Annotated in this window: 17 protein-coding genes; 7 read left to right on the top strand and 10 right to left on the bottom strand. The window is 45.7% G+C overall.

Annotated features, from left to right (window positions below):
- Both QUA02_RS07635 and QUA02_RS07630 read right to left on the bottom strand, forming a co-directional pair.
- Positions 1-543 (bottom strand): hypothetical protein, encoded by a 543-nt coding sequence (locus QUA02_RS07635; protein WP_333026456.1) that lies wholly within the window; start codon positions 541-543, stop codon positions 1-3.
- Positions 540-1,043 (bottom strand): DUF4365 domain-containing protein, encoded by a 504-nt coding sequence (locus QUA02_RS07630; protein ID WP_333026455.1) that lies wholly within the window; start codon positions 1,041-1,043, stop codon positions 540-542. Before QUA02_RS07630 ends, QUA02_RS07635 begins: the two co-directional genes overlap by 4 nt.
- A gap of 129 nt (positions 1,044-1,172) precedes the next feature.
- On the opposite strand from QUA02_RS07630, the gene QUA02_RS07625 reads away from it, so the two are divergent.
- A complete protein-coding gene (locus QUA02_RS07625) occupies positions 1,173-1,409 on the top strand; it encodes a helix-turn-helix domain-containing protein (RefSeq protein WP_332959785.1) in 237 nt (78 codons plus the stop codon).
- Positions 1,410-1,476: 67 nt separating this feature from the next.
- On the opposite strand, the gene QUA02_RS07620 is transcribed toward QUA02_RS07625, so the two are convergent.
- The 3 genes from QUA02_RS07620 to QUA02_RS07610 form a co-directional block, all read right to left on the bottom strand.
- The gene (locus tag QUA02_RS07620) at positions 1,477-1,719 is read right to left on the bottom strand and encodes a helix-turn-helix domain-containing protein (protein ID WP_333026453.1); all 243 of its coding nucleotides are present in this window, start codon (positions 1,717-1,719) and stop codon (positions 1,477-1,479) included.
- A gap of 40 nt (positions 1,720-1,759) precedes the next feature.
- On the bottom strand, positions 1,760-2,803 hold the full coding sequence (locus QUA02_RS07615) for an RRXRR domain-containing protein (protein WP_333026452.1): 1,044 nt from the start codon (positions 2,801-2,803) through the stop codon (positions 1,760-1,762).
- 270 nt (positions 2,804-3,073) lie between these two features.
- On the bottom strand, positions 3,074-3,316 hold the full coding sequence (locus QUA02_RS07610) for a helix-turn-helix domain-containing protein (RefSeq protein ID WP_333026450.1): 243 nt from the start codon (positions 3,314-3,316) through the stop codon (positions 3,074-3,076).
- 463 nt (positions 3,317-3,779) lie between these two features.
- Between QUA02_RS07610 and QUA02_RS07605 the strand changes: the two genes are divergently transcribed.
- Positions 3,780-4,082, top strand: coding sequence for a Rieske (2Fe-2S) protein (locus tag QUA02_RS07605; RefSeq protein ID WP_333026449.1), 303 nt, complete (start codon positions 3,780-3,782; stop codon positions 4,080-4,082).
- Positions 4,083-4,223: 141 nt separating this feature from the next.
- Here the strand turns inward: QUA02_RS07605 and QUA02_RS07600 are convergent, their stop codons facing one another.
- Together QUA02_RS07600 and xrtO are read right to left on the bottom strand one after the other, a co-directional pair.
- Positions 4,224-7,079 (bottom strand): TIGR02921 family PEP-CTERM protein, encoded by a 2,856-nt coding sequence (locus tag QUA02_RS07600; RefSeq protein WP_333026447.1) that lies wholly within the window; start codon positions 7,077-7,079, stop codon positions 4,224-4,226.
- Complete coding sequence (gene xrtO / locus QUA02_RS07595) at positions 7,069-8,643, bottom strand: exosortase O (RefSeq protein WP_333026446.1); 1,575 nt, start codon at positions 8,641-8,643, stop codon at positions 7,069-7,071. Before xrtO ends, QUA02_RS07600 begins: the two co-directional genes overlap by 11 nt.
- A 123-nt stretch (positions 8,644-8,766) precedes the next feature.
- Between xrtO and smpB the strand changes: the two genes are divergently transcribed.
- The 3 genes from smpB to QUA02_RS07580 all read left to right on the top strand — a co-directional run bounded on the left by smpB (position 8,767) and on the right by QUA02_RS07580 (position 10,896).
- Positions 8,767-9,234 (top strand): SsrA-binding protein SmpB, encoded by a 468-nt coding sequence (smpB, locus tag QUA02_RS07590; RefSeq protein ID WP_006631384.1) that lies wholly within the window; start codon positions 8,767-8,769, stop codon positions 9,232-9,234.
- Positions 9,235-9,946: 712 nt separating this feature from the next.
- Entirely contained in the window at positions 9,947-10,672 is a 726-nt protein-coding gene (locus tag QUA02_RS07585) for a tetratricopeptide repeat protein (RefSeq protein WP_333026445.1), read from the top strand.
- Complete coding sequence (locus QUA02_RS07580) at positions 10,669-10,896, top strand: Osc7112_2153 family protein (RefSeq protein WP_333026443.1); 228 nt, start codon at positions 10,669-10,671, stop codon at positions 10,894-10,896. Before QUA02_RS07585 ends, QUA02_RS07580 begins: the two co-directional genes overlap by 4 nt.
- 122 nt (positions 10,897-11,018) lie before the next feature.
- On the opposite strand, the gene QUA02_RS07575 is transcribed toward QUA02_RS07580, so the two are convergent.
- Positions 11,019-11,150, bottom strand: coding sequence for a hypothetical protein (locus QUA02_RS07575; RefSeq protein ID WP_333026441.1), 132 nt, complete (start codon positions 11,148-11,150; stop codon positions 11,019-11,021).
- 677 nt (positions 11,151-11,827) lie between these two features.
- Here QUA02_RS07575 and QUA02_RS07570 point away from each other — a divergent pair.
- A complete protein-coding gene (locus tag QUA02_RS07570; protein ID WP_333026440.1) occupies positions 11,828-12,571 on the top strand; it encodes a hypothetical protein in 744 nt (247 codons plus the stop codon).
- Positions 12,572-12,779: 208 nt separating this feature from the next.
- Entirely contained in the window at positions 12,780-18,419 is a 5,640-nt protein-coding gene (locus tag QUA02_RS07565; RefSeq protein WP_333026439.1) for an ATP-binding sensor histidine kinase, read from the top strand.
- Positions 18,420-18,560: 141 nt separating this feature from the next.
- On the opposite strand, the gene QUA02_RS07560 is transcribed toward QUA02_RS07565, so the two are convergent.
- Together QUA02_RS07560 and QUA02_RS07555 are read right to left on the bottom strand one after the other, a co-directional pair.
- Entirely contained in the window at positions 18,561-19,136 is a 576-nt protein-coding gene (locus tag QUA02_RS07560; RefSeq protein ID WP_333026438.1) for a transposase, read from the bottom strand.
- On the bottom strand, positions 19,133-19,705 hold the full coding sequence (locus tag QUA02_RS07555) for a transposase (protein WP_333026437.1): 573 nt from the start codon (positions 19,703-19,705) through the stop codon (positions 19,133-19,135). The genes QUA02_RS07560 and QUA02_RS07555 overlap by 4 nt, the downstream gene beginning before the upstream one ends.
- Positions 19,706-20,174 lie beyond the last annotated feature (469 nt).

Genomic DNA, 20,174 nt, shown 5'->3' with positions numbered 1-20,174 from the left:
TCACTCCAACCAGGCATCTAAATCTAATGTAAAATGATGCGTATTTTGCAGCAAAAAAGAGCGACCTTGTTTAACTAAATTGCCTTGACAAATAACCGGAATTCTGGCTTGATAAGCTTTGACTGCCAGTTCGTAGACTGGTTCTGCTAGTTCTAACTGAATGCGCCGCAGCTTGCCAACAATAACGCCCGTCAAAGTTAATTTTCCTGCTGATAATCCTTCTTGCAAGTTGGTAACTATGCCTTGAATGGTAATGTTAGGAGCTGATGTCAAGAGGTTGCTGAGAATTTCGAGCTGGGAACGATTTTCAGCAATTTCTAGGGTTTGTAAAACTTCAGCCATCCGGCGGGGAAAGTCTAAAAATTCTGGTTTTAATGGTAGCAGAATCTCAAAATCTTCTCCGGTTTCGCTATGGCGATTCCAGATAGAAGCTTTACCGTCAATTTGCCGCACTTCTTGCCAGGAATGGGTTTCGAGGTAAGTACGCACAATTTCTGGCTGTAGATTTTTGAGAATTTCGGGATCTCGAACGGTGACTATCATAGAGTTTCGCCTGCTTCTATTAGCTGCATGAGGGTGGTAAGAGCTTTTACATTAAAGATATTCTGTCTGGGTATGGAAATTGTAACAGTGGTTTGATTCTGGGTTGGGGGTTGACCTCGCAGAGAAACCCAATAACCGCAATATTTCAGGCAAAGTTCCTGTTGAGATTGGATTAGCCAATTGTCTAGATTGTCGGGTACGACTACAACGACTAACAGTCGAGGAGTCAGAATATTTTCTACTTTTAAGTCATTGTAGTTTTTGACTTCGAGCGGATATCTAATTGCCTCGTCTCCAACCACATCCCTAGATGTGCATTTTACCTGGAGTTCAAGTCGGGGATATCGAACAATTCCACTTCCCAAACCGCCAGCAAGAATGATATCGATGCCGTCAAAATCTAATGGTCTAGCTGCTATCTGGAAAGAGTAGCCTGCTGTGGAAGCAACTGCATAAATATACGCATAGCTGAACTGTTCTTTTTGCTGGTTGATGTCCACGATCGCTATTTGTTGAGTCTATCTCAAGCATAACTGGCACGCGAGGCGATCGCCCCTACGTTAGTGTAGCGCATTAGATGACTATCAGCAACGTTTACAGTAGCATTACTCTCTGACACAATCGGGAGCATGGGAAGAGCAGGTAAAGCCCTCAAAAAAATATTAGAGGCATACGATATCAGTCAATATCAATTGGCGGCAAAGATGGAAATCGATCGCTCAAACGTTAGCCGTTGGGTGAGCGAAGAACGAGATCCGTCTGCCGAGGCGGTATTTGCGATTAAGCAAGCGTTGCAGACATTCAATCGGCAGGCGGCTGATGAATTCGTCAGGTTGTACCTGGGAAATGGCGAGGAAAACGGTTAACTTCTGAGGTGTGGAGATTGTCGCACTCGATCGCCCTTGCTGCATTCAAGGGCGATCGCCCATAGGATTACTCTTCGGGTTTTTTCTCCAAATCATCTAAATACAAACGAATAAAATCCCCTGCTGCATCGGGATTAATCTGCTGTAACCCCTTGCGAATCTCTAGAACCGCTTCAGATGCCGGATCTCTATTCTCGTTAACCCAACGGTTAATGCTCGATCGCCCAATGCCCATAATCGCTGCCAATTGATTTTGACTGATGCCATAGGTTTCTAAAACCTGCTTCAGCGCCTTTCGGGCCTTACTCATCAGAAAAATGGGTTGGAAACCCCGTCCTTCTAGGACGGCTTTACAATTGAATTTGCACGGAGCGCCACGAGTTGTAAGACAAAAACTTGCAATCTATCGGCACTGCGTTTTGACACAACCGCTTACCAGTATTCAAACTATGCAAGCTAATTGTTTTCCGGTACGGGTCTTTCTTTGTTGGAGATTCTTGCCATCCGCCAACGTAACAGAATCCGTATTTAGGGTGTTTAACGATTGAACCGCGCTTAAACCCGGCACTAATTGTGCCACCATATCGAGAGCGGATATGCCCGTTCGCGTGTTGCAATCGGTGTAATTGGCGACGATGAAACTCAAGGGGGACAACCTCGATTAGTCCAGTGTTTTCGGGCTGAATGTGCCCTCCCGTGTACCAATTAGCTAATACCCAAGAATCAACACAATGTGCTTCAAACTTGTTTGATAGCTTTTGCTTAGATTTCTTAAGTCCTAGGCTTTGACGCAATTCGTAAGTGTCATTTCCAGATTTAGTTTCAATGTGGGCGATCTTTCTGAGTTCAGAGTAGAACCAGTGTTTGCCTACTTCCAGAGGACTAAACGATACATTCCACTTGCGTCCGTTTTTCCCGGTTCGCGCTTTGATGTCCTCCACAACAAAAGCTGATACGGGCAACAGGTCGGTTAGCCAGTTAACTATCCTTAACTTCCACTGCCATCTCGCTTTAGTTGATGGGGGGATGCGATTTTTGTTAACCAGGCGATTACCTCGGTTTTGACGGCATGGAGTATTCCGAAATCGCCTAGCACGTCGCATATTTCGCCTTACTTCAACATGGTCTTTTACCCAATCGATTGCATGAGTTTGGATGTTTAAGTAAGTATGCGATTTGGATTTAACGGTAAATCCTTCGCGCTTGCTACCCGGATCGATTCCAACCGCTATGGGCTGTCGGTCAGTATTAGAAGGCTCTATGTTGAGTCGAACACAAAATACCCCTTTTTTAAAAAACGGCGTAGCCTTACCTGACTTAATCCAGCGCTTTGCGCGACTTGGGGTAGTCGGCATTAACGGTCTATTTTCACTGTCTACAACGGGTACAAACATTTACGGTAAGTCCTATTTCTAGGTGTATATTTCCCTTCGCCACTGGCACATCCGAGCGGTTAAAAACTAGGGAGGCATTCTTAACGTCCGGTGGGATACCACTCCCAGATGGCTCAGTCTGTCTCAAAGACGCAGGCTAGACACTGTTTTAGTCTTGAATTAAGAAGGCGGTGAATCTTCCTCTTTCAAGCCCCATCCCTTGTTTGGTGGGGTTAGTGACGGCTTCTATGTTCTCAGAAGCTCGCAGCTAAGTAAAGATTGTGGACATTATTACTCTTCGAGTTTTTCCTCCAAATCATCTAAATACAAACGAATGAAATCCCCTGCTGCATCGGGATCAATTTGCCATAGTGCTTTCCGAATGTCCAACACTGCTTCTGCTACGGGATCTCTACTTTCATTCACCCATCGGTGAATGTTGGAACGTGCTACGCCCATTGTCACAGCCAAGCGATTTTGACTGATGCCGTAAGTTTCCAGCACCTGCTTGAGTGCTTTGCCTGCTTTTCCCATGCCTCAGATTGTCTCAGAGGCCGATCGTTTCGTAAATGTTGCCTATAGGTAACATTCAGGATAGAATGATTTTGTTGCCTATAGGTAACATAAACCGCAAAAACACAAAACGCTGATACTGTTTGGGTTTTGCCTCTGTCAGCGAATGGAGCCCGCTGCAACGAGCCCAAAAGCCGGGTGAAGTTATGAGCATTCTCATGCGTTACCTGCGACTGTAGGGGTGATATAACATTCTTGGCAGGCGTGAATTACCGCCAACAGTTTGTACAGTCCATTCAGACTTTAAGAGGTGTTGGCGTTAGAACTAGAGCGCGATCGCTCGTTGTTCAATAGACATCTCCTATAATTATTGTGGAACAGGCATCTTGCCTGTTCAAAGCTTGCAATTCTGGCGATGTTTAATATGCGTTTCGGGCGATAGCGCATTAGTTTACAATAATTTACTTAAAGCGAGAGAAATCATATGTGGGTAGAGATAACAGGGCTGAATCAAGTTCCCGAATCGGATATTTTGAAGGTAAAAGTTGAGGGGACTTCGCTGATTTTCAACCGTCAAGGCATGAATGTCACTTGTTACCGCAATGCTTGCAGTCATTTGGAATATCCGATCGACATGGGTAAGGTAAACAGCGGTATCATTACCTGTCCGTTTCACAAGTATCAGTTCCAATTAGATAGCGGTAAATGTTTGAATGCACTAGCCGATTCGCTGGAATCTTATCCGGTGAAGATTGAGGGCGATCGGGTTTTTGTAGAGATAGATTAATTATTCGTTATTCCTTATGCTGTTCGATCCCCGACTTCTTGAAGAAGTTGGGGATCTGCGTATTCTGTCTCTTAGTCTGCGGAAGCAGACTTCGTTTGTGTAGTGGCGGTTTTAACCGCCGAACCATCAAGGGAGTAGCTTTCAACCTACCACTTTCGCGCGCCGCTGGCGGAGGAAAATCGCCAAAAGCCCGATCGCACCAACCCCCAAAAGCAGCCATTCTTCCGGTTCGGGAACCCCTGAAACATTGAGAGGATTGTTCGGTTTAGTTAACTCCTCCTTACCGGATTCTACCTCGCGTTCAAATCGATCGTTTTTAGCTTCCGCTGCTTTTAGCTGTTCCCTTTGCGCGTCATTAACCAACACAATCATCGAAGAATACGGCGTTACCACCTTAAAGGTTTTAGCCAGCGAGTGCATAGCATCCAATTGAATCAATTGATTGGAAGTTTTCTGCTTGCTAAGTGCGGTTATCAACTGCCGCGCAGCTATAGGTTTAAAACCTTCATTTTGATCGTTTGTTATTCTCGGAACCGCTGCCGCCTTCGGAGTTTTGGCATAACTCCAAACATAGCCATCAACAACGTTAACTACAGATTTCCCCGATGCTGCTGTCGTCGCCACTCGCTGCATCGCCTCTTTCATATCAGTAGCAACTCCGCCGCCGCTATCTTGAATCACCTTTAAAGTTGCGTCGTCGTAGCCCGGGGGCAAACCTCCCAAATGCACTATCCACAGCGGTGAGGACATGGAAATTGCGTTTTTGCGATCGTCTGATAATTCGTAACTGTGGCGATCGCTCACCAAAAATACAGTATCGTAAGTCTTATCACCGCGCAACTGTGCAAACTGTTGCAGTATATCCTTAAGTTGGATAGTACCATAAAACGTTAACTTTGCAGCATCAAAACTGCGTAAATCTTCCACCAACTTAGGCGGCATTCCCGCAGCACTAGCCACATAAAAATCAACCGCATTTGCTGCTAAAGTATTGGCCTTCAACCATTCAAAAGTTTCCTTTACCGCCTTAGTTTCCGCCGCCATACTGCGGGAAGTATCGAGAACCAATGCAAAGTTTTTTCCCTGCGGCAGCGAATAATTTGCATCAACCAGCGGCTTAGCTGAAATCGTATTTCCTCCCGGTAAATTCGCGATCCGGGGTATTGGTTGCTGCTGCGAAACGGCTGGCACAAATGCCGGCAGCCAAGTATCTTTGGCCTCTTTACCGCTGTATTTTACCTCTTTTCCGGCGATCGTGCGGCGAGTATCACCGTTCCAAAAAATGTTGCGTTTTTCGGCCAAAACAGGCATCGCCCAACCCTGCGGCTGGCGCATGACTTTATAAGTAAGCCACAGGTGCATTTCTTTGGGCCCGTCAGTTTGTGTGAATTCTCGTTTAACCGGAATTGGAAAAGCCCGCAAGCGGTATTGTTTCGGGCCAATTTGTTCTAGCAAAGCCGGATCGACCCTTTCTACAACCTGCTGGTTGTAAACTTGCTGCGCGGCACCGCGAGGCGATACAGTAAATGCAAAACGCTTTTTCAAATCCCCAGTATCTCCCAGCCAAATTCCTGTAACTGCCGCGCTTTCCGGCAGGGAAAAGTAGTAAAATACTTCTTGCAAATTCGGCGTTTGATTTTTGTAAACTTCGTAGAGTTGAACGTCAGCCCAGTCGCCGTTTTCTGTGACTGTAACTTCTTGCGATTCCAGCCATACTTTTTCCTGATTGACATTTAGCAAACCAGCTTTAGCTTCTTCCCGGTTAGATGTTGACTGCACCGCGTGCTTTACTGCTGCTGCGTCACCTTTTTGAATTTCGGTATCGAAGAATTCGCCGTAGAGTTTTTCGGCTTTTTTAACATCGGAACTAGAACCTTGATACAAAAACGGCGACATTAAATAATTGTAGCTATTTTGTAAGCTCCGAGCCGCTGAATCGGGCAAATCAAAACTTTTGTACATCTCATAAATGTGGTTGTTTTCTCCCACAGTGCTCAGGTAGCGGTAAGGAGACAAATAAGCGTTAACTAAGCCCGATCGCAGAATATCAGATTTGGCTAACAAAGTTTGGCGAACAGTGTCATTTGCTGCGGGAGTCGCCAGCATTTTCAGTGCTTGAACTTGCGGCTGCTGCTGCAAAGCCGCGAAAATAGCCAGCCAAGCTGCTATCACTCCCAAGCTTCCCACAATCGCCTGATTTTTCCCGTATTGGGAACTGAAACTGTGCCATATTTTGCGTCCTGATTGGATGTAGAGAAAGCCGTAAAGCGAAGGCATTGCCACAAATAGACTACAGCTTGCACCAAACAGAACTAAGGACAAGACTAGCCACATAGTTCCAGTAAAAAAACCGTATTTTAACATATCTAAAATTGGTGCAACCCATGTAAAACCAAAAAATACAGTAACTGTAATAATTGCCACGGGTAGAGCATAAAACATCAGCATTGTTGCCGCCCAAACTCCAACCAGCAACATTAAACTGTGGCATCCTAACTGCAACCACGCTTTCGGTTTTTCTCCTATTAATTGCGTCCAACGAGGCTTTGTATTGTTGGCAGCTTGAGAGTCTAAAATATTTCGAGCATTTTCTCTTTTTCCTAGATATCCGTACAGTATTTCTACTAAAAATGCTGCCATGCACAAGACTACTGTACCGATAATTAGGGAGCTAGCTGGAGTCAGTTCTCGCAGCACGAACAGCCGGAGCAAGCACAGCAAAAACAGCGGCGCTTCTACGCCGTAAAATAGGCGCATTAGCTGTAGGGGTTGCTTTCTAAAATACCTTGCTCCTATTAGCGTACAAGCTGTTGGAACTGCGATTAAAGCTGTTAATGTTAACGAAAACTCAAGCGGAATAAGACCGTCAATTGTTGCCATAATTAATGGCCCTGCTAAGAACGGCAAAATCCCTAAATAAACAATCGATAAAAACGTCAAGTTCCACAGCCAAAAAATGGCGTGAAAAATCGCATTAAACACCTGCTTAATTTTCATATTTTGCTCCTTTTAAGCTTTGTTGGACGGCATGGTGTACATGAGAAACAAAGTCTTGCACCTCATGAGTTTCAGGATTTACGGAACTGTCAAAGAGAATCGAAACTAGCACCCAAGTATGATTTTTGTGGGTGATATCGCTGCGGATGCGCGATAAAAAGTTATCGGTAGTTTGCTGCGGAGATTGCAGCCAGTATGCAGCGGATAGTTGATTGTCTTTGAGAGACAGCCAGCGCGCCGTTACAGCAGGAGTTAGCTGTTTTCTTTCTATGCGATTGACGGGAATGCCGCTGGCTACAAAACACAACTCCGGTGCGTGATAAGTCTGCCAAGATGTGCTGGCCACTGCGAGCATGGAACCGCGCAAGTTTCCTGAAACAAATCTCTTTTTTTCTGTTTTCGTGGCTGGGTAATTGCCAAAGAATCTTTGTTCGCTGGCATTTAGGGGAATTGATTCGGATAGGATTTGTTCGGGAAATTTCAGCGGTGCGAGGGCCATTTTTTCCATTTCTACATGAGACAGTTGAGAAATTACTGCCAAAATTGTTACTGCTGCAATTAGTCCGGGTTTTGACAGAGGCTGATTTTTGATAATTTCTGAGCTGGGTTTTGCGGAAATATCGCTGGCTTTTTCTGACTTAAATTTCGGTACTCGTTGCAACATCAACCACGCCGCAAAACAAGCACTGACTAAACCCACAATCCCCAGGGGAACGTGCATAATTTGTGCGATTGTTGGCTGTTTAAAAACTTCTGAAATCACGATTAACGCTGCAACCCGCGCAGTATTAGCAGACACCAACATTAAGAAATTAGCAGCGCATACTGCTAGCCATCTTAAACCTAATTGACGCCCTTCCAGCCAGGTAGCAGCTAGCAAAAAGAGCGTTCCCACTAAGAGAGTTTTAATGCCGCTGCAAGGCACGTCAACGTGAGCGATGCCGTTTTCCAAAACGATGATATCGTAAGAAGAAATAGCCCCGATTTGGAAAGCACAGAGCAATTGTTCTACTACCTGAGCAGTCAGCACTCGCGCCGGCAAACCCAATCCGGTATTAAGCTGACTGTTGAAGGGTAGAATACAAGCCAGCAAGCCAGCAACTGGGAAGTTTTTTTGCCAAAAATTCGGATTCGCAAACAAGCCCCACAGCCCGTAAGTTCCGAGGATAAATAGCAGTACGGTAACTTGTTTGATATCAATTATCCACTGAACGGCGATCGAGCAAATACCCGCGCCCAACATCAACAGCAGCGGAGATCGCCTCAAAACGAAATTTGGCGAAAATGCGGGCGGGCGATCCTCTTCGAGGGCTGCGCTAACGGAGTTAAGAGTCGATCGCACTACTAATGCTACAATTAGAAAACCAATTACTATCTTGTACAGTGTCGGTATCTCAACAAACGAGGATAACAGCCACTTAACTGCCGAGATATTGGCCCAAAACCAAGCAAGCGTCAGAAAAAAAGGAGCCAGCCAAACCAAATTTACCGCAGGATGGGGAGTAACAGAATCAGTAATTCCAGAATCAGGAATATTGGTGCGCTGCATGATACCGCTTGACATTCACGTTGGTGACATCTTAGCTCAGCAAAATTGGTAATGCCTAGACCTGTAATTTAAGTTTTGTCAAGCTTCTATTTTCTTTACAGAGAAGCTAGCCTTATAATGATTTTAGCGGAGGTAAAAATGAGCGAAAAAAGCCCAGGATACAAAATTGTTAGCGATAACCGACAAGCGCGCCATCTCTATGAAATTATAGAGACATACCAAGTGGGAATCGAGTTGAAGGGAACTGAAGTCAAATCAATTCGGGAAGGAAAAGCCAATTTGCGGGACGGATATGGCTTAGTTCGGAACGGCGAACTTTGGCTGATCAACGTTCATATTTCGCCCTGGAGAAGTGCTAGTAACTATTTTAATCACGAGCCCCGCCGCACCCGTAAATTGCTGATGCACAAGCAGGAAATTCGCAAATTAATCGGCAAAGTTGAAGAAAAAGGTTTGACTTTAGTGCCATTAAAAATGTATCTGAAAGGCGGCTGGGTTAAACTTGATATCGGTTTGGGGAAAGGCAAAAAACTGTATGACAAGCGCGAAGATTTGAAGAAACGCGAAGACAAGCGGGATATGGAAAGAGCGATGAAGCAATTTTAGTCATCAGTCCTCAGTCATCCGTCATTAGTCCTCTAGCCATCTCTGAAAAATAAAGTTAAACCCTTGCTACTCCAAGGTTTAGATTGAATTTATGGAGATGTCTATTAGTCATTAGTCATTGATTATTTTAGATCGATTCCGGTTAATTACTCATCATAAAATTGTTCGATATCCCCCGTTTAGGATTTTGAGGACATCCGTCGTCACTAAAAACTTAATTAGAGTTATTTCACCGAACTCGATTTTATGTCCTAAGTGAGTGGGTAAAAATAAACATAACGTGGGGAAGGCGGGTGAGTGCAACGCTCAACTTGCTCAAGCGTATAGATCCTAGGCGCTTAAGAACCCCTACAATTTCCAGCAAAATATTATTGTTTTTTTGCGCTTATATACTTAATACAGTCATATACTGTCGATCGACCGCCCCAGGCTAAGTATTATTACTTATTAGATCGGGAGCAGTCCTGCCTTCTTCCCCCTTCCCGCTTCCTTCTTCCTAAAAATATCCGGATCGCTTGTGGAGTCTCATGAAGAATCAACCTATGCTCGAATACATCTAGGTAGTAGCAGCATTACGCAAGCATTCGGCTGTGGAGTTGCAAACTCTTATGAGAAATGGGCTCAAGCCTGAGTCATTTCGTAAGATGATGATGCCATTAGGGTGGCAATTAAATCTGGCAAACAAAATATCACTTAACTCTCAAGTTAAAATATGCCAAAAACGACACCATTAGCTAACATTTTTAATGTCATGAAAGAGCCAGGAAAAAAGTATCACCAGTCGAAGCTGGCGGCCTTCCTACTGATGCTAACCGTAGGCTTTGCCGGCTGGCAATTTGGGTTGCCGGAACTCGCATCACTTTTTAACAATAGAGGTCTTGAAAACTACAAAGCCAATCGATTGGCTGATACTCAACAAGCATATGAGTTAGCGCTCTCCGTAGATCCCAACAGCCGACCAGCTCTTTATAATTTGGGATGGCTTTGCGAAGAGGTGCAAGATTTAGAATGCGCCCGAGGAAAATATCTGCAAGCTGCCAAACTCGGTATGCCTGCTGCTTACAGCAATCTGGCTCGATTATATATAGTTGACAAGAAAAACTATGCTGCTGCCGTTCACCTGCTGTGGCAAGGTTGGAAATTAGCTGAGGACGATCAAGTCAAATATTCTATACTCAAAAATTTGGGATGGGCTCGGCTGAAACAGGAGCGATATTCAGAGGCATTGCAACATCTGGATGCAGCGATTAAGCTTGATAGCGAAAGACCAGGAACCTACTGCTTAAAAGCGCAAGTGCTCGAAGGGCTCAAAAAGACTAAGGAAGCGCTACCGCAGTGGAAAATTTGTCTAAAGTATGCGGATTCCCAAGAATTCGATGAGGATATATGGATAGGAATGGCACGTCAACGATTAAAAGAGGAAAAAACACATAAATGAAACGCACAGTTTTGCTTTCATCAACCATACTGGCAATTATAACGGTAATGGAGCTAAGTCAAGCCTCAAAAGCACTGCCAACTCCTGCGACTGTTAAACCTACAGTTAATGAATCAGTCGAAACGCCGTTCAACTCGAATCAATCGACGTGGCGGCGGTGCAGAGATAGTGGTGGAAATTATCCGTGTCCGAGGTTCGTCATGCCTGCGGAGAGCGAAGAATAAGAGTTATTTTCAATGAATTTTGTAGAGTGCGTCATCAGCACTTTACACCCACAGGTATGTAGTATGTAGTAGTATTATGTAGGTGCGCAGTGCGCACCTTACTATCGATCGTTGCTGTGTCCTTACAGCCACCATGTACCGATCGCTTCGAGATCCGCTAAAGCCTGACTTGTCCAATTTACTCGTCCCACCTTTTGAGCCACTTTTTTCGCTGCTGAGCCGGAAATAATATCACCGGCTTCAACTTGTTCCAAACCTCGGTCAACTTTGTAAAGGAACTAAACCCTCTCCATAACTTCCTCAAAAGTAACCTCTGGTGGCATTTCCTTTACGGCCTTTAAGACTCTATATTTTACCGTAATATCTGACCTGACCCAGACTTTTTTTGTTGAGTCTGCTCTAGGATAACAGTCTCTGTCCTCATATCAGAGTAGTCCGTGCCAGTATATCGACAGAATCGTAGATTTACTGAGTTAGGCTAACAAATTCAGGCAGGACGAAACATAGACTGAAACTGGATTATATAAATTAGAGATTCAAATTTTACGGAGAAACTCTAATTTTCCAAGTGCTTCAGATAGATTAAAAGCAATCAGTAGTCTCACTCTAATTACTGAATAATGAGAAATACTGAGTATTGAATGAGCAGTTTTGACCGTTGGCTAAACAGTAGTTTTGCCGATTGCCATAACAAAAATTTTAAATTACAATTTGATTCAGGTTATGAAAGTGCCTTCACTCTTTCGTAAAAACTCCAAGTTTTGACCGCATCAGTCTGATTTCAATTGACTGATTGCCATCAATGTGAGGCGATTTTAAGGAATTCCATGTTAGGGATAAGCCCCTAATTCAAATTCCTTTGAAGAGGTGGACTTCGGCTACAGCTAAATTCAACTACTAACTTGTTGTCCATTACTTGAGAAAAATTGAGATGAAAACCCTTCTAGATATAATAGAGAAAAAAAATCAGGAGTTTGCTCAGTTGCCGTTTTTCGAGTATATGAAAGATGAAAGTGTTGATCCCCGCCAAAAACTGGCATTTGCGCCAGTGATCACCCCACTGGCGCTGGAGTTCAGCGAGTTGTGCAAGCGGGTTTTGCGAGAGGAACCCACGACAAACAAGATTCAAGAAATGGTGAATCGGCACACTCATGAAGAACATTTTCACTGGCAATGGCTGCTGGAAGACATGGAGAAGATGGGGATGAATTATTCCATGCCGTTCAGCGATGTTGTACGATTCATTTGGAGCGATCGCACCAAGGTATCTCGCTCCATGCTTCCTCTGTTTGAACGCTACACCTACCAAGCCGATCCGATCGTGAAACTGGTGGCGATCGAGGTTTCTGAAGTCACAGCCAATGTTTTTTTCCGGGCAACCAATCCGGTGGCAATGCAACTGCAAGCCATGACTGGGCATGAATTCCGCTATTTTGGTATGTGTCACAATCACATTGAAAATACCCACACGCTCCATACTCCAGCCTCTTTGCAAGCCATCAGAGAAATTGAAGTGCCAGAGGAGATTCGCCAACAAGCGATGGAGTTGATTGATGTCGCCTTTGACTATTTTGCAGAACTAATCAATGAATTTTTGGTTTACATCAAGACTCATTCCTACGAAAATCCGTTTGGCAAGGCGGCTCCTTCAGAGCGATCGTTGAGCGCAGTTTAATTTATTGCAATTGGTCAGTTGTTGCAGCGAGCGATGGTAGAGGGAATAACGCTTCTTTTCTACCATCGTTTTTCAGTAGTATTACGTTTCTAGTTACAAAGGGCTTGTGCCGTATTTATTAGATCGGTTTTTGCTGAAAAAATATGAGTGTAGTGTGAAAGTAACCTTGATTGTGGCTAGACTGAATCCATTGTCTTGAACAGGGTTTATGCTAAAAAGCTCGATCGGCATTCCAGGCTATCAAATTCGTGAAACGATCTACACCAGTTCCAGAACGCTGGTTTACCGGGGCTGGCGAGAGTGCGATCGCACCCCCGTTGCGATCGAAATTCTGAAAACGCCTTATCCGAGCCTGGTTGAATTAGCGCAGTTCAAGAACCAATATGCGATCGTCCAAACTCTGAACCTGCCTGATGTTGTCCGTTCCTATAGTCTGGAGAGCTACCAAAATCAGCTTGCTCTGATTATGGAGGACTTCGGAGGCATTTCGCTCGAAGAGTATGCAGCGCTTTGGGGTCAGCAGTCTGAAGTGAGTACCTTACTTCCTAACGATCCTCGCTGCCAGCCACAGTTTCTCACCGAATTTTTGCAGATTGCGATCGCCCTTGCCCAATCGCTCAACAATCTCTACCGTCATCGCATTATTCATAAAGATATCAAGCCTGCCAATATTCTGATTCATCCCACCACCAAGCAGATTAAGCTGATTGACTTTAGCATCGCTTCCCTGCTGCCGAGAGAAACGCAATTCTTGACCAGTCCTTCAGTGCTTGAAGGCACGCTGGCGTATTTATCCCCAGAAGAAACCGGGCGGATGAACCGGGGCATTGACTACCGCACCGATTTCTATTCACTCGGCATCACCTTCTACGAATTGCTGACTGGGCAGTTGCCGTTTCAATCAAACGATCCGATCGAACTGGTACATTGCCACATCGCCAAACAACCCCCCGCCGTCCACAACCTGAATCCTGCCGTGCCACCGATCCTGTCGGAGGTGGTGAGCAAACTGATGGCGAAGAATGCCGAAGACCGCTATCAGAGCGCCTGGGGACTGAAGTACGACCTGGAAACCTGTTTGCATCAATGGAAAGCAACGGGCACAATAGTGCCGTTTAAGCTGGGACACCGGGATATTTGCGATCGCTTCGTGATTCCTGAAAAACTGTACGGTAGGGAGGCGGAAGTGACCATGCTGCTGGCAGCCTTTGAGCGGGTGCAGCAGGGAGCCACCGAACTGATGCTGGTGGCGGGCTGTTCCGGCGTGGGCAAAACGGCCGTCGTCAACGAAGTGCACAAGCCGATCGTGCGCCAACGCGGGTACTTCATCAAAGGCAAGTTCGATCAATTCCAACGCAATATCCCCTTCTCGGCGTTGGTGCAGGCGTTCCGCGACTTGATGGGACAACTGCTGACCGAGATCGATGCCCAGATCGATCTCTGGAAGAGCAAGATTCTGGCTGCACTGGGCGAGAATAGCCAGGCGATCGTGGAGGTAATTCCAGAACTCGAACGAATCATCGGTCAACAGCCTCCTGCGCCGCAACTATCCGCCAGTGCAGCCCAAAATCGCTTTAATTGGTTGTTCCAAAAGTTCATCCAGGTTTTCACAACGCAAAAGCATCCTCTGGTGATTTTTCTGGATGACCTGCAATGGGCAGACTCCGCCTCGCTGAAGCTGATGCAACTGCTGATGAGCGAACCAAAAACCCACTATTTGCTGGTGGTGGGTGCGTATCGGGATAACGAAGTAACGCTGGTGCATCCGCTAATGCAGGCGATCGAAGAACTGCGGCAGGCATGGGTCACGGTCAATAAAATTGCTCTGGCTCCCTTGACACCCACCCACCTGAATTACTTGATTGCCGATACTCTAAATACCTCACCAGAGCAAGCAATTTCCCTGACAAGGTTAGTGCATCAAAAGACCCAGGGGAATCCTTTCTTCAGCAATCAATTTCTCAAATCGCTTCATGCCGATGGACTGATTGTATTTGACGCCTCGATGGGCGGTTGGCACTATGACATCGCCCCAATCCGCGCTCTGAGCCTGATTGAGGATGTGGTGGAATTTGTGGCCCGGCAATTGCACAAGTTGTCGCTGGAAACCCAAAATGTCCTGAAACTGGCGGCTTGTATTGGCAACCAGTTTGACCTGGAAACGCTGGCGATCGTGTATGAGCAATCTCCCACAAAGACGGTGGCTGCTTTGTGGCAAGCCCTCAAAGCAGGACTGATTTTGCCTTTGGGCGGCGAGGGGTACAAATTATTCCAGGCAGATCGTTCGACATTTGTGGCAGAAAATGCACCCATCCCTAGCCACCAGGAAAAACCGATCGTCTCCTACAAGTTTCTTCACGATCGCGTCCAACAAGCCGCCTACTCCTTGATTCCAGACGATGACAAACAGGCGACTCATCTCAAAATCGGGCAACGGCTGTTGAACAATGCGCCAGAAGCCGAGCGAGAAGCCAACGTTTTTGAGATTGTCAATCACCTGAATATCGGTATCGAGTTGATGCGTTCGCATGATGAGCGGGAGCAACTCGCTCAACTCAACCTGATCGCAGGACGAAAAGCCCTCGCTGGCACCGCACACAAAGCTGCTATTGAGTATTTGACCGGGGGAATCCGCTTGCTGCGATCGGACTGCTGGCACCGTCAGTATGCGTTAACCCTGTCCCTGCACGAGTCAGCGACTGAAGCGACGCACCTCTGCGGAGCCTACGAGCAGATGGAGCAACTGGCCCAAGCCGTGATGCGGCAAGCCAAGACTTTGCTCGATCGGGTCGGCATTTACGACATCAAAATTCAGGCCTATACAGCCCAAAATAATGTGCTGGCAGCGATCGCTCGGGAAGCGATGGCACAGTTCGGTCTCGTGTTTCCAGAGGAGCCAACCCCGGCTGATATTCAGGCGGCTCTGCAAGAAACGGCTGTTCTGCTGGACGGGCGCCATCCAGAAGAACTAATCGATTTGCCAATTATGACGGCCGCAGACAAACTGGCAGTTGTTCAAATTGTGGCCAGTGTGGCTCCCGCTGTTTACATTGCTGCCCCGAATCTGTTTCCGCTGCTCATTTTGTCGCAGGTGAAAGCCTCGATTCAGTATGGCAATGCGCCATTTTCTGCGTTCTGCTATGCCTGCTACGGAATTCTTCTAAACGGGATTTTGCAAGACGTTGAAGCGGCCGATCGGGTGGGCAAATTGGCGTTAGGGTTGAATGCCAAGTTGAATATCAACGCCATCAAGCCCACGGTTTTGTATGTTGTGGGTGCCTTCATCATCTATCTGAAATCTCATCTCCAGAATGCTGTGCAGTTGATGTTGGAAGGCTATCAAATTGCGCTCGACACGGGAAATATCTACTACGTCGGCTTCAATGCGAAAGATATTTGTCAGTATTCCTATTTCCTGGGGCGGGAACTGCCTCGGCTAGAAGAAGATATGCAGGCTTACAGTCTTGTCCTGGAGAATTTCCAACAAACTACCACCCTTAACTACTGCCGGATTTATCATCAAGCGGTTCTTAACTTACTGGGCAAGGCCCAGAATGCTTGTGTTATGACTGGTCAAGCATTCAACGAGGAAGAATTATTGCCTCAGCTAATTGCTGCAAATGAATTTACAGGACTTCACTATTTCTACGTTCATAAACTAATTCTCTGCTACCTGTTTGGGGATCTGTCTTTGGCGATCGCAACTGCCACTCAAGCCAGACAGTATCTAGCCGCAGGCACCGGATACGCCACGATTCCGGTCTTTGAGTTTTATGATTCGCTCGCGGCGCTGGCTGCCTATCCTACTGCTACACCGTTTGAACAGGCCCAATTGCTGCAACGAGTGACTGAGAACCAGCAAAAAATGCAAACCAGGGCAAATCATGCGCCCATGAATTATCTGCATAAATTTGAGTTGGTGGCAGCGGAACGGTGTCGGGTGTTGGGTCAAACGGCGGTCGCGCTCGATCGCTACGATCGCGCGATCGCGGCCGCCAAAGCCAACGAATACACGCAAGAAGAAGCCCTCGCCAACGAACTTGCGGCTCGATTCTATCTGGACTGGGGCAAAGAAGCGATCGCTCAGGTTTACCTGACGAATGCCTATTATGCCTACGAACGCTGGGGCGCGAAGGCAAAGCTAGATGACCTGGAACAGCGCTATCCGCAACTTTTGGCTCCGATCGTGCAGGGCTCGGACGCAAGCTCTCCCATCCGGGGCGTCCGCTCCACCACCGCCGGGGCGGGACGCAGCGGTTCCACCATTTCCGAAACTCTAGATTTAGCAACGGCGATCAAAGCATCTCATGCGCTGGCCGGAGAAATTGAGTTGGAGAAGTTGCTGGCAACGTTGATGCAGGTAGTGATTGAAAATGCCGGAGCCGAAAAATGTGTACTGCTGCTGCGAAATGAGAAAAATTGGGTGATTGCGGCCCAAACCTCGACCAATGCCGAGATCGAAACTCCGTTAGAAGTGGCGACCCAACGCCCCGAACTCGGTGAAAATTCGGCGTTTGGGTTGCGCTCGCGACCCCTGCGATCGAGTCGCGACATTCCCCACTCCGTTGTCAACTATGTCTCCCGCACTGCCGAGCCTCTACTGCTGGATGATGCCCGACTGGAAACGACCTTTGCCACCGATCCCTACATGATTCAACAACAGCCCAAAAGCGTGCTGTGTATGCCAATCTGCAATCGTGGCAAGCTGATTGGCATGGTGTATCTAGAAAATAATTTGACGACCGCCGCTTTCACCCGCAGCCGTCTAGAAGTTCTGCGGTTGCTCACGGCGCAGGCAGCGATCTCGCTGCAAAATGCAATGCTATACAACAAGCTTGCCGTGGCAAAAGCGCAACTGGAGAAAGCAAACCACACGCTGGAACAGCGAGTGGATCGGCGAACTCAGGAATTGCACGAGAAAAATCAACATCTCTCTGCCACCCTACAGCAACTGCAACGCACGCAAACCCAATTAATTCAAACTGAGAAAATGTCAGGGTTGGGGCAACTGGTGGCTGGAGTTGCCCATGAAATCAACAATCCAGTGAACTTCATCTACGGCAATCTGATCCACACTGCTGAGTATACGCGGCATTTAGTGGAGTTAGTGGAGCTTTATCAACAGACCTATCCAGCGACCAACCGCCAAATTGAGGAGAAGATTACAGAAATCGACTTGGACTTCACGATCGAAGATTTGCCCAAGATACTGAGTTCAATGAAAGTAGGAGCCGATCGCATTCGTCAAATTGTCCTATCGCTGCGAAACTTCTCGCGACTGGATGAAGCAGAAATGAAGCCTGTGGACATCCATGAGGGAATTGACAGCACACTCATGATTTTGCAAAATCGGCTAAAAGCAAAACCCGATCTTCCTGCCATTGAAGTTATCAAAGAATACGGCGATTTACCAACGGTAGAGTGCTATGCAGGCCAGTTGAACCAGGTATTTATGAATATTCTGGCAAACGCGCTTGATGCTTTAGATAACTACAACGCTCAGCGTTCTGCGAAAGACGCACTCAATAATCCCAGTTGCATTACAATTCGGACTAGGTTATTGACTGACGATACTCAGTCTAGTCATTCTAAAAGAGTGGTGATTCAAATTCAAGACAACGGTTCTGGGATGACGCAACAGGTTAGACAACAGTTGTTTGACCCCTTCTTCACCACAAAACCTATTGGTCAAGGAACTGGATTAGGACTGTCAATTAGCTATCAAATTGTAGTTGCTAAACATGGTGGCTCCCTCCAATGCTTTTCTGAACCCGGTCAAGGGGCTGAATTCAGGATTGAAATTCCAGTTGCCCAAAGCAGTAGTGACTCTAATGCCCTGGCTAACTGAGTATTCGTAGGGCTCGGAGGAACGGTATTTGGAAAATAATGGCTGGAATCCTTGCTTGATAAGGGTTTAAAGTGCTGCGAAAGCGGATGGTTTCAGCGGGGCTATTTCTGGTAGGACTTATATCAATACTCCGGACAGTTTTTAAGCAGCTAAAGTACCATAAGACAAGACTGAAGGAAGGTTAGGGTGATTTAAAATCAAATCCGGGTCTAAATCTAACTTATCAATAAAGGTAGAAAGTAGATGCTTATTGAATTCCAGACGTTTATAAGAGGCCATAGAAAACACAAACGACTTGGCAGATGAATGACAACTAGAGAGTTCATGTTTAGCTAAGTTTAAGGCAATAAGACTGGCATTAAAATGAAAATCAAGCCGTGGTAAATGACGAGCTTGACAATCAGACAATCCCGTAAATTGCTTAGCATCACGAAAAATAAATTCAATCTGGAAACGAGCCTGATAATATTCAAGAATTTGCTCAGGTGGTAGGTGAATATCAGTGCTAAACAATAAAGCATTTTTGATTTTGCCGTTGGCTTGAACCTCAGAGATACAAACCAAACAAATTGGGCAATTTAAACAACAACTCCACACAATCAATGTATATAATGAAACTCCGGGTTTTAGGTCTTTAACAAAATTAAGACGACTCAAATCATGGCAGTCAACCTGTGCGATCATATTTACGTGGAGCTCCCAGCTTCTTTTGTTCACCTGTATAGAGATAGCGTAGGGACGGCATCACTTCTTAACTTGCCAATAAAGTCTAAATTTAAGTCCCGCACAGCATCCCAGAATTTAGAGCGATAGTAATAGCCATCAGCCACCAAATAACGTACAGAAGTGGGGAAAAAATAACGAGTATTCTTCAAATGTTGTGCATAGTCATCAACTCTTGTGATGTCAGGCTTTGAGCTTTGAGAGTCCGGGTTTTTTCGAGATTTTTTTGAGCGGTTATTCTTCGGGTTTTTGGGCATTTTTTTCACGGGCTTTATTTGAGGGCGTGACGGAGTTTGTTGTACGCTTAAGCTATAAGATAAACGAGTCTCAATTTCGACAATAGAAATTACAGAAATTTCCAACCCCTGTGACGATTTACCAGCTACACCATTATAAAAATAAGCCTTGCCATCAGTTTGTTTGCCGCTTTTGCTTAAAAAAGAACAATCAATAACAGCAATAATTGTGTGGTCAGGGTTTAAAGCTTCTTTGAGAAAATATTGATTAAATTGTGGAAAGTTAAAGTTTTTGAGAAAGTGACGACGGTAGGTTTTTTCACTCAAACAGCTATAACGACTGAGATTCGTGAAGTTGACCTTGCCTTCTTGCCAGCAAAATAGTTGAAAATAAAGTGATTAAAAACTTCTTTTGGGGTTGACTAATCCCCGGCATTTGTTGTAAGATGGATTCAATAATCTTCATGTATGCAATCTGTTGAGCTTGTGTGTTTTTATAGCTTAACCGAAAAGAGTGCCTTTTTTTCTGTTTATTTTTGGTTCAGATTGCACTCACTTTTTTCACTTCTCTGCTGTATTGCGATCGCCTCCCTCTTTAAAAACTGTCCGGAGTATTGTTATATCACTTCCGGTTGCACGAGCGACATGATTGTTGATTGTTGACTGTTAACTGTCAGTCGAAAAACTGAATGAGAGTTGAGTGTTGACTGTTGACTCGATTTTACGCCCGACGATGAAGCGCGGATTTGATATTACTCCTAAAGGAGTCGTTTTTTCTTGGCAGGAATTAGTCTCG

Origin of the sequence: Microcoleus pseudofavosus SVA1_A4 (assembly GCF_036700565.1) — a bacterium.
Classification (GTDB): Bacteria; Cyanobacteriota; Cyanobacteriia; order Cyanobacteriales; family Microcoleaceae; genus Microcoleus.
Note: the sequence above shows the minus strand (reverse complement) of the source record. Positions and strands in the feature narration are given on the sequence as shown.

Coding starts and splice junctions, on each gene's coding strand:
- QUA02_RS07620 (WP_333026453.1), bottom strand. CDS start 1,719: ATGAGTAAGGCCCGAAAGGCGCTGAAGCAGGTTTTAGAAACCTATGGC.
- QUA02_RS07635 (WP_333026456.1), bottom strand. CDS start 543: ATGATAGTCACCGTTCGAGATCCCGAAATTCTCAAAAATCTACAGCCA.
- smpB (WP_006631384.1), top strand. CDS start 8,767: ATGAGCGAAAAAAGCCCAGGATACAAAATTGTTAGCGATAACCGACAA.
- QUA02_RS07610 (WP_333026450.1), bottom strand. CDS start 3,316: ATGGGAAAAGCAGGCAAAGCACTCAAGCAGGTGCTGGAAACTTACGGC.
- QUA02_RS07625 (WP_332959785.1), top strand. CDS start 1,173: ATGGGAAGAGCAGGTAAAGCCCTCAAAAAAATATTAGAGGCATACGAT.
- QUA02_RS07580 (WP_333026443.1), top strand. CDS start 10,669: ATGAAACGCACAGTTTTGCTTTCATCAACCATACTGGCAATTATAACG.
- QUA02_RS07605 (WP_333026449.1), top strand. CDS start 3,780: ATGTGGGTAGAGATAACAGGGCTGAATCAAGTTCCCGAATCGGATATT.
- QUA02_RS07565 (WP_333026439.1), top strand. CDS start 12,780: ATGCTAAAAAGCTCGATCGGCATTCCAGGCTATCAAATTCGTGAAACG.
- QUA02_RS07615 (WP_333026452.1), bottom strand. CDS start 2,803: ATGTTTGTACCCGTTGTAGACAGTGAAAATAGACCGTTAATGCCGACT.
- QUA02_RS07585 (WP_333026445.1), top strand. CDS start 9,947: ATGCCAAAAACGACACCATTAGCTAACATTTTTAATGTCATGAAAGAG.
- QUA02_RS07570 (WP_333026440.1), top strand. CDS start 11,828: ATGAAAACCCTTCTAGATATAATAGAGAAAAAAAATCAGGAGTTTGCT.
- xrtO (WP_333026446.1), bottom strand. CDS start 8,643: ATGTCAAGCGGTATCATGCAGCGCACCAATATTCCTGATTCTGGAATT.
- QUA02_RS07600 (WP_333026447.1), bottom strand. CDS start 7,079: ATGAAAATTAAGCAGGTGTTTAATGCGATTTTTCACGCCATTTTTTGG.